The sequence below is a fragment of the Sphingobacteriales bacterium genome (genome assembly GCA_012517435.1).
Taxonomy (GTDB): domain Bacteria; phylum Bacteroidota; class Bacteroidia; order CAILMK01; family JAAYUY01; genus JAAYUY01.
The window spans coordinates 1-6,688 of sequence record JAAYUY010000139.1 but is presented as its reverse complement, the minus strand read 5'-3'; the positions used below and the strand labels follow the sequence as shown (position 1 = coordinate 6,688).

8 protein-coding genes are annotated in these 6,688 nt (G+C 38.8%); 1 reads left to right on the top strand and 7 read right to left on the bottom strand.

The window, feature by feature from the left end:
* Positions 1-282: 282 nt before the first annotated feature.
* The gene (locus GX437_08030; GenBank protein NLJ07602.1) at positions 283-1,806 is read left to right on the top strand and encodes an aromatic amino acid lyase; all 1,524 of its coding nucleotides are present in this window, start codon (positions 283-285) and stop codon (positions 1,804-1,806) included.
* A 185-nt stretch (positions 1,807-1,991) separates the two neighbouring features.
* Here the strand turns inward: GX437_08030 and GX437_08025 are convergent, their stop codons facing one another.
* The 7 genes from GX437_08025 to GX437_07995 form a co-directional block, all read right to left on the bottom strand.
* Complete coding sequence (locus GX437_08025; GenBank protein ID NLJ07601.1) at positions 1,992-2,645, bottom strand: hypothetical protein; 654 nt, start codon at positions 2,643-2,645, stop codon at positions 1,992-1,994.
* A gap of 6 nt (positions 2,646-2,651) precedes the next feature.
* Positions 2,652-3,308, bottom strand: a complete 657-nt coding sequence (locus GX437_08020) for a hypothetical protein (GenBank protein ID NLJ07600.1) — start codon at positions 3,306-3,308, stop codon at positions 2,652-2,654.
* Positions 3,309-4,145 (bottom strand): ABC transporter permease subunit, encoded by an 837-nt coding sequence (locus GX437_08015; GenBank protein ID NLJ07599.1) that lies wholly within the window; start codon positions 4,143-4,145, stop codon positions 3,309-3,311.
* On the bottom strand, positions 4,129-5,055 hold the full coding sequence (locus GX437_08010; protein ID NLJ07598.1) for an ABC transporter ATP-binding protein: 927 nt from the start codon (positions 5,053-5,055) through the stop codon (positions 4,129-4,131). Before GX437_08010 ends, GX437_08015 begins: the two co-directional genes overlap by 17 nt.
* 104 nt (positions 5,056-5,159) lie before the next feature.
* Positions 5,160-5,792, bottom strand: a complete 633-nt coding sequence (locus tag GX437_08005; protein ID NLJ07597.1) for a peroxiredoxin — start codon at positions 5,790-5,792, stop codon at positions 5,160-5,162.
* Between the two features lie 21 nt (positions 5,793-5,813).
* Positions 5,814-6,236 (bottom strand): transcriptional repressor, encoded by a 423-nt coding sequence (locus GX437_08000; protein NLJ07596.1) that lies wholly within the window; start codon positions 6,234-6,236, stop codon positions 5,814-5,816.
* 82 nt (positions 6,237-6,318) lie between these two features.
* A partial coding sequence (locus GX437_07995; protein NLJ07595.1) for an MBL fold metallo-hydrolase occupies positions 6,319-6,688 on the bottom strand: 370 nt, incomplete at its 5' end.

Below are 6,688 nucleotides of genomic sequence, written 5' to 3'. Positions count from 1 at the left end.
GTGGTAAAAACAAAATGGATGTATAAATTATTGTACTCTATTTTCATCTTATTTATTTTTCCTCAAAAATAAACACAATAAGGTAATAAGGTCAACAATAACATGAATCAAATTCTATTAAGGTTATCAAAAGATAAGGTTTTATTCCGTAAAACGCATGGTTAATTCAATATAGATTTTGGATTAAATACATTTTCTCATTCATGAATTTGCACATTTCCAAAAATACTTAGATTTGAGGCCTTGATAATTGAGTTTTTAAACTGTTTAAAATAAAAAAACATGACACTGATATTAACAGGTAAAAATCTTAAGATTGAAGATGTAGTAAAAGTTGCCCGCCATAATGAAAAAGTTGAGATTCATCCAGACTGTTTTGAAAAAATGAAAGCTTGCAGGGCAATGCTGGAGAAAAAAATTGTTGCCCATGAAATCATGTACGGTGTAAATACCGGCATTGGCGAATTTTCAGAAGTCGTTTTGAGTGATGAACAAATAGAAGACTTTCAGCGATATCTGATATACAATCATGCAGCTGGTATAGGAGATCCTGCACCTGTTGAATATGTCCGCGCAGCCATGCTGGGACGTATTAATGTGTTGATAAAAGGAAACAGCGGCAACAGACCTGTGATTGCCGAAACCTTTGTCGAAATGCTTAATAAAGGGGTTACACCCTATGTTTGCCAAAAGGGTAGTGTAGGAGCCTGTGGCGATCTTGCCCCCATGTCTCAGATAGCCTTGCTTTTGCTTGGAGAAGGTAAAGCATATTACAAAGGCGAGCTGCTTGACGGCAAGGAAGCAATGGACAGAGCAGGAATTCCTGTTCCGGGTCTGAAAGCACGTGACGGACTTTCAGCTATCAACGGCTCAAACCTGCTGACAGCTATGAGTGCCTTATTCCTTTATGATGTTCAAAACTGGCTCAAACAGGCTGAAATAGCTGCTGCCATGTCGCTCGAAGCCCTGATGGCCAACCTTTCTCCTTATCACCCAAGAATTCATGAATTAAGAGGCTTCCCCGGAGCTGTTCGTAGTGCGGCTGCCATTATGAAAGTGCTGGCTGGAGGCGATTTAGCCAATAAAAAGCTTAAAAATAAGGTTCAGGATGCTTATTCCATGCGTTCAACTCCACAGGTAATCGGAGCAGCCCACGATGCTGTCAAATGGGCACGCGAACAGGTAGAAATTGAACTGAACGGGGTAGGAGACAATCCTATTTTTGTTCCTGAAGATAATCTTTCCTTATCAGGTGCAAATTTTCAGGGATCACCCGTTTCATTGCCGCTCGATATGATTGGAGCTGCTGTGACTATGGTTTCCGTTTTGTCGGAACGCAGAATGAACAGGCTCAACAATCCGGCTCTGAGTGTCGGCTTACCTGCATTTTTAACAAAAGGTGCAGGTATGTTCAGCGGACTTATGCTTAGTCAATATACTGCCGACATGCAAATTGTCGAACAACGAATTTTATCGATGCCGGCAAGTATTCAGAGTATTCCGGCTGCTGCCGATCAGGAAGATTTTGTCTCTATGGGTATGAATACTGCCATTAAAAACTTTCAGATTCTCGACAATGCTTATGGAATTCTGGGTATTGAATTTATGGCTGCTGCTCAGGCACTCGATTTCAGAAACTTTGAGTTCGGTACCGGAACTAAAAAAGCTAAGGAAGTTATCAGAAAATACGTTGATTTTCTTGATATCGACCGTCCCCTCTATCCTGACCATACTCGCATGAAAGAGTTGGTTAAATCATGTGAAATTCTTGAAGAAGTCGAAAAAGCTGTCGGTAGTTTGGGTTGAGCCGGTATTTTCGGTTGATAATAATGTCTGTATCTTAATTTGTCATTATTTGACTTTCTGATAAATCTTCAGAAGTCAGACTGTTTACGATTTTTGGTTCTTACGTTTTTAATGATGGCTTCTGATATGCTGTAACCTGTGTGTCGTAATTTTTCAAAAAATAACCGGGATAAAACAAAGGGGAGTTAAAAAACTAAAATCAATTCAAAACGCTTGTCTTCTCCCTTAACCGATTTAATTCTTCCGGCTTTCAGCGGATCGTCATACTGGGAATAATATTCAAAGGAATAATCTCCGATTTTTAAAACTTTTCCTTTTAATTCCAGATCAGACACACTTGAGAAGTAATCAAAAAACACATCACCTGCTTTCGATATTTTTCCGCTTAAAGCAGGATCATTCTGACGGGTATAGTAATTCAATACCAGTTGACCAAGCATCCTGATTTTTCCGGCTTTATCGGGGTCAGCCGTGTAATAATCCAATTTTATTTTCCCAATACCGGCAATTTCACCTTCTTTTTCTTTCGGTTCAAGGTAGGAGTAATAGGTAAAATCATTGTTATTGATTTGGCTGATTTTGCCTTTTTCCTCATCGTTGGCATAGCGATCAAAGTAATTGACATTCATTGTTTTGTATGAGTATTTCCCTTCAATGCCTGTAAGTTTGCCTGATTCATTTACAATCAGATACAGCGTATCTGATATACCGGAAACTTTAAACCTGCATTCGGAGAGCTGTCCGAATTGATTGACTTTCACACTGACAAACCTCACCTCCTGTGCCTTTAATACGGAAGACAGAGTAAGTAAAATCAAGAAGAAAGAATATCTTAACATCGTGTTTTATTTATTCACAACATAGTTTGAATAATAAAGAGTTACCTTGCCTTTTGTATTGCCCTTGCTGACATGTTTACTCAAGTCTTCAAGATCACCTGAGAGTTTTGCAGGGAGTTTGATTCCTTTCAGATCAAATTCCACTACTATTTTGTCGGGCAAATCAAATGGATGCATGGCGTAAAAGAAATTAACGGTATAAGAGCCGTTTTGTTTTGTATAGGTCTTCATTTTTACTACCAGTGATCGGGCGACATCTACCCAGAGTTCAGCCAGAATAACATCGCTACGCGGGTCGGTGGGAATAATTTTCACCAGGGAGGTTTTAATTTTATTGATGATTTCTTCACCTACATACAAGGCGGTTGACTGTTGATTGAGGAGTTTTAAAAAATCACCCTGCCCGCTGTTTTTGGGCAGCAGGATAAATCCATCCGATTTGAATTCAAATTTGTCAGGCTTCCTGAAAATGACCTTTGCCTTTCGGTCTTTGATTTTTATGGTTTCAACGTCAATTTTAACCAGAACATCAGCCGTATAGTTCTCTATTTTTGAAAGTTTTTCGCTGACTGCTTTCAGGATTTTTCCTGCATCTTTCTGCGGATAGACAGGGCTCAAGATGAAAAAATTAAGCAGGATAATTATTACAGCTATTGATTTCATTTAGCTTAAAATGTCTTTTTTTCTGAAATAAACAATTGCTATTAACAAAAAAACAGCCGAATAAATTAATTCAACTTTAATGGCATGAAAAATTTTAGCATAATTCGGTTCAAAGTCGAAAAAGAACTGCCATGCTGGAAGATAGGTGGTGAAAAGGTAAGGATTTATGGGTTTTGTCAGGGTATTACCAACAGTAGTAATGATAGTAATGGCAATGATGATGGCAATAGAGCCTATAATAGGTCCAATCGAATTTTCAGCAAAAGCAGAAAGCATAAATGAAAAAGAGGCGACTGCTGTCATGGTGATGATTCCGTAACCGAATGCTGCAGCAAATCGCCAAAGAATATCATTTTCTTCAAAAATATTGATAGTGCCTTTAAAAACGATTAAATCACCCTTTCCGAAAACAATGATCCCCAACCCAAGACTAAGAACAGCCATCAGTAACACGAGAGAAATGGTATAAATCCATCCTGCAAAAAATTTGGCAGCCAGTAATTTTGTCCGGCTGACAGGACGTGTCAGAATCAGTCTGAAAGTGCCGCTGTTGGCTTCTCCTGCAATCAGATCACCAGTAACCAGGGCTACAAGAATAGGAACGTGAATCCATAAAGTGTTGAGTACCAGATGTGTAATAAAGTAAGCATTTATCAGGTTCCCCTGAAAAATAAAATTCTCTTTCAGACTCTGAAAAACAAAGTCCATAGCTGTCTGGCCTTCCAGATAAACCCCTGTGATGATAGCGAGTACAATTACCACAATGGCTCCTATGCCAATGTAAGTTCTTCCCCTGCTGAATATCTTAAACAGCTCTATCTTAACCAGCTCTGTCATCTGTCGTTAGTTTTATAAAATATTCTTCAAGTGTGCGTAATGGCTTTATGGAGAAAATTTTTAACCCGTTCTGTATGAAAAATGTAGCTAATTCCGGTATTTCCTTTTGATTCATTTTAAAAAACAAAGAACTTCCTTCTGTATAGTTAAAGTAATTGCTCCATTGCGTCTGACTGATTGCTGACATTGCTTTGGTAACATCATCCAAAGAGAACTCTACATTCATTTCTTCTGTATTCAGCAGCGACTTCACTTCACCCTCCACTACTTTTGAACCTTTGTTAATAATTATCATCCGGTTGCAGCTTTCCTCTATTTCATTCAGCAGATGACTCGACATCAGCAAGGTGATTTTCTTTTCGGTGGTAAGTGTATTGATCAACATTCGTATTTCTTTATGTCCCTGAGGATCAAGACCGTTTGCCGGTTCATCAAGGATAATGAGATCGGGGTCGTGTAGAAGGGTCTGGGCAATGCCAAGCCGTTGTTTCATTCCCTGGCTGAAGGTTTTCACTTTACTGTCTGCTCTTGGAAGCAGGCCAACAAGGTCTAACACTTCATCAACCTTTCGGGAAATGTTTTTAACTTTTGATATTCTGGCCAGAATTTCAAGATTTTTTCGGGCGGAGAGATATTTGTAAAAATCAGGTTTTTCAATCAATGCACCTATTCTGCTGAGTGTCTGATACCTGTGAAAAGAAAGGTCTTTTCCGAATAGCCTGATGGTGCCGCTGTCAGGGGAAATGAGGGAAAGCAACATTCTGATAGAAGTACTTTTGCCTGAACCATTGGGGCCTAAAAAACCGTAAATATCTCCTTTAAAGATGGTAAAAGAAAGTTCGTTGACCGCTTTGATATCTCTGAAAGATTTGCTGACTTTTTCGAATTCTATATAAATCTCTTTCTCCAAGTAGAAAAGCTGAAATGGTTTATTTTAGAGCTTAAATTTTCGCTGACAAACATAAAAAAAGCCCTGATAATAAAGTATCAGGGCTTGTAAAAATGTGAAATATTTTACTTGTGTTTCGACAAATAGTTGGCAACACCTTCTGCATTGGCTTTCATGGCTTCTTCGCCTTCGTGCCAGTCGGCAGGGCAAACTTCTCCGTATTGTTCAAGATGGCGCAAAGCGTCCAGCATACGAAGGGCTTCTGCAGTACTGCGGCCAAGACCGAAGTGATTGATGAGTTCATGCTGAACCACACCATTCTTGTCAATCAAAAACAAACCGCGGAAGGCCTGAGGGGCACCATCAAACGACCAGTTCCCTTCTTCGTCAGCTGTATATTCTCCGGCCAAAACACCATAATTCATTGAAATAGTTTTGGAAAGGTCGGAAACCAGAGGATATTTAACTCCCTGAATACCACCTTTTTCAACCGGAGTATTGAGCCATGCCCAATGACTGTATTTGGAGTCAACGGAGCATCCGATTACTACTGCATCGCGTTTTTCAAACTCCGGAAGTGCTTTTTGAAATGCCAGAATTTCTGTCGGGCATACAAATGTAAAATCGAGCGGATAGAAAAAGAATACAACATATTTGTTCCCGATATACTGCTCGAGTGTAAACTGATCATCAAATTCACCACCATTAATGACTGCATCTGCAACAAATTTTGGTGCTGGTTTTCCTACTAATGACATAATAATCTCCTTTTTTAAAGTTTAAATTGTTTCACCTATAATGTTTAATTGTATTTCCTTTATTTTGAATCCGTCAATCTGCTTTGATTCAAAGTATTTATCAAGTATTTGTTTTAGCTCTGAATCATTGTAATCCATTATCTTGTCTGTTTTTTCACAAAAGAGGTGATAATGAGAATCCAAATCTGCATCAAAATGTACGGAATCATCAGTACCTTTTAATCTTCTGACAAGGCCTTTTTCTACCAGCGTGTCAAGTGTTTTGTAAACTGTTCCCAGCGATAATCCGGGTATTTTATCCGCCAGCGATTGATAAATCTGCTCTGCTGTCAGATGGCTTTTGGAATAACACAAAAGCTGGTAAATGCTCAATCTCTGTGGGGTCGTCCTGATTCCCAGATTCCTGAACAGTTCAATGATTTCTTCGTAAGAATAAGTATTCATAGGTAAGAATTATTCTCAAGTGAAAGTAATTCTTCAAATATCGAACCAAAAATTTTAAAAACGGGAGAGAAGATAAAAATAATCAGTTTCTGCAGAATTCTTCCAGACTGAAAACACGGTCAAGCCTGACGCCTTTGGGCGTATGTCTGACCGTACAACATTCATTGTAATAGTCGTGTTGAAAGAAAATTATATATTGATTATCAGCACATTCTTCAAGAAATTTCTTTTTTTCTTCGAGGGTAACAAGGGGCTGCATGTCGTAACTCATGATGTAAGGAAGTGGGATATGACCGGTTGAAGGTAGTAAGTCGGCTGCAAAAATTACTTTGGTGTCTTTATAAGTGATAAAAGGTATGACCTGTCCCGGAGTATGACCATCATAAATTCTGACATCAAAACCTGGGAACAGTTGTCCTTCATTTTCAATAAATTTCAGTTGTCCTGCCTCC

Excerpts from the sequence above, each read along its gene's own strand:
- GX437_08030 (NLJ07602.1), top strand. The coding sequence starts at position 283 with ATGACACTGATATTAACAGGTAAAAATCTTAAGATTGAAGATGTAGTA.
- GX437_08025 (NLJ07601.1), bottom strand. The coding sequence starts at position 2,645 with ATGTTAAGATATTCTTTCTTCTTGATTTTACTTACTCTGTCTTCCGTA.
- GX437_08020 (NLJ07600.1), bottom strand. The coding sequence starts at position 3,308 with ATGAAATCAATAGCTGTAATAATTATCCTGCTTAATTTTTTCATCTTG.
- GX437_08015 (NLJ07599.1), bottom strand. The coding sequence starts at position 4,145 with ATGACAGAGCTGGTTAAGATAGAGCTGTTTAAGATATTCAGCAGGGGA.
- GX437_08005 (NLJ07597.1), bottom strand. The coding sequence starts at position 5,792 with ATGTCATTAGTAGGAAAACCAGCACCAAAATTTGTTGCAGATGCAGTC.
- GX437_08000 (NLJ07596.1), bottom strand. The coding sequence starts at position 6,236 with ATGAATACTTATTCTTACGAAGAAATCATTGAACTGTTCAGGAATCTG.